Source organism: Mesobacillus boroniphilus JCM 21738 (genome assembly GCF_000517385.1).
Taxonomy (GTDB): domain Bacteria; phylum Bacillota; class Bacilli; order Bacillales; family Cytobacillaceae; genus Mesobacillus; species Mesobacillus boroniphilus.
Map to the genome: position 1 here is coordinate 1 of NZ_BAUW01000191.1, position 2274 is coordinate 2274.

General features: G+C 48.1%; 2 protein-coding genes. Both read right to left on the reverse strand.

Annotated elements, in window-relative coordinates:
* A partial coding sequence (gene istB, locus JCM21738_RS21625) for an IS21-like element helper ATPase IstB (RefSeq protein WP_023626260.1) occupies positions 1-677 on the reverse strand: 677 nt, incomplete at its 3' end.
* A complete protein-coding gene (istA, locus tag JCM21738_RS21630; RefSeq protein ID WP_023626261.1) occupies positions 674-2128 on the reverse strand; it encodes an IS21 family transposase in 1455 nt (484 codons plus the stop codon). The genes istA and istB, both read right to left, overlap by 4 nt.
* Positions 2129-2274 lie beyond the last annotated feature (146 nt).

The window sequence follows — 2274 nt, forward strand, 5'->3', positions numbered from 1 at the left end:
AAATTTAGAATATGTGCGTGATGGATGACGCGATCGACGAGTGCTGCTGTTAGCCGGGGATCACTGAACACGCGATTCCATTGGCTGAATTCCAAGTTCGATGTGATGATGAGACTCGTTTGCTCATACCAGTCCGAAATGAGCTGGAAGAGGAGCTCCGCTCCTTCTTTGCTAAAAGGAACGTAACCCATCTCATCCAAGATGACCAAGTCCACTTTTTTTAATCGATTCCGGAATTGTCCCCATCGTCCTTCTGCCCACGCTTTTTCTAAGGCTTCTGCGAGATCTGAAACCCGATAGAACCGCACCTCAAAACCCTTTCGGCACGCTTCATGACCCAGCGCAGTTGCCAGGTGCGTTTTGCCAAGTCCAGTGGATCCGGTGAAGATCAGGTTTTCTTTTCGTTCGATGAAGTGAAGCTTAACGAGTTCTTCTGAATCGAGCTGATGCGGGAAATGAATTTTTTCGCTCCACTCAAAAGACGGAAGCGTCTTTTCCTGCAAGAACTTCGCTTTCTTGATCAGCCGTGCTGCTTTCGCTTCTTCCCGCAACTCCAGCTCCTTATTCAGAAGCGCTTCCACAAATTGAGCGGAATTTTCAAAGGCGATTGATCCGTAAATGTCGGCGACATGCGCCAGCCGCAGGCTCTTACACATCTGTTTCAATTCAGCCGTCATCCTACCTCACCTCCAGCGTCGGCGGGGGATTGGAGCTGATCGTAAATCGACCAGTCCACATCGAACGGATGGTCTGCCGGCTCTTTCATCTCCTCGGTCTGTTCACTTAACAGCTCATAGAACCGTTCACTGATTTCTTCCATGTCATGCAGGACAAGTGTGGCAATGAGCCATCTCAAGCGCTCTTTGCGAATGGCGAGATCCGTTATCGCCAGGTATTCCCGGATACGTCCCGGCAAATAAGGGGCAAAACGGGAGTAGGGAACAGCGCGCGGCTTACTGACCCAAGCGCGTAAAATGCCATCCCAAGGAATCTTCCGATTCCGATGCATGTAGGGACGAAAATCATCATACAGTATCTCTCCGTGAGGAGAGACAACTTTGAACCGGTCCCAGTATTTGATGATGGACAGCTGTGAAAAATTAGCGCCTTTCGGTATGTAAATGCCCACCTGATCCAAGAGGATCTCGCCATACTTGTTCGCTTTCGCCTTCTCTTCCTTGAACACGGGGTACTCTTCTTCAGGTAATGCGAGAAGGTACTGGGACTCCTCTTCCAACAGGTCTTTGATTGGCACCTGTTTCTTGTAATGAGTTCGTTCCCGGTCTTTTTCCAAGTGGTCTTTAAGCAAATCCGTCAGGTGATCCAGGTTTTCGATGACTGGTGCCGGCGTAATAAAATTGTAGCGGACGTAACCCACTTTGTTTTCTACATTTCCTTTTTCGTAGCCGGCAGCCGGATTGCACGCCTGCGGCTCAAATCCGTAGTGATTGGCGAAGCGGAGGAACTCATCTGTAAAGACGGCCTCTTCATGACGGCCACGTGGCCGGATGACTGCGGCTTTCAGGTTATCAATGCGAATTTTTCTTGGGACTTCTCCCAATTGATTGAAAATCATCTTCATTCCTTGTAGGAAACATTCCTGGTTCTCGCCTGGCAACGGTATTGCATAAGCGGCGTTACTGAAAGGAAGTGACAAGACGAGTGCGTGAACATCCACATATTTGCCTTCTTTCACCGCCTCCATTAAACCGAAATCCAACTGCGCTTCACCCGGCGGGTGTTCCAGCCGTTCCGCGTTCTTGTCCTGTGTCTCTTCTTCCAGATCCTCACGGCCTTCACGCCATTCTTTGATAAAATAGCAGACGGTTCGGTAGGAGCCTGGAAACTCCATGGCTTTCAAATCCTGAAACATCTTTTTATTGGTCCGGCGCTGTTTTTTCTTCAGCTTTTCATCTTCCCATAGCCAATCGGCTACAATCTCGCCCCATTGCTCCTCATGCATCATGCCTTCTTTTTTAACTACCTTCTCCTCCGGCAGATCCTCGCCATCGGCATACTTTTTCGCTGTGCGCCAGTTGATTCCCAGCATTTTATGGATTGCATTGATAGATAATGATTTCTGATTCCGCAAAACTTTGATACAATTTACTTCAGACATTGTCAGCATTCCTTTCAACCTCCACCTTATTGATTCGACACCAATTAGGGTAGAGAAATTTTGGAAGACTGGCAAGTCTTTTTTTGTGCCTTCGTACAGTGCAGCGTTATGTAATTTTTCGTTTCATAACTCTGTACTTCTATATTGCACTACAC

What these genes read in the sequence shown, in the direction of transcription:
- istA (WP_023626261.1), bottom strand. Translation starts at nt 2,128, where the DNA reads ATGCTGACAATGTCTGAAGTAAATTGTATCAAAGTTTTGCGGAATCAG.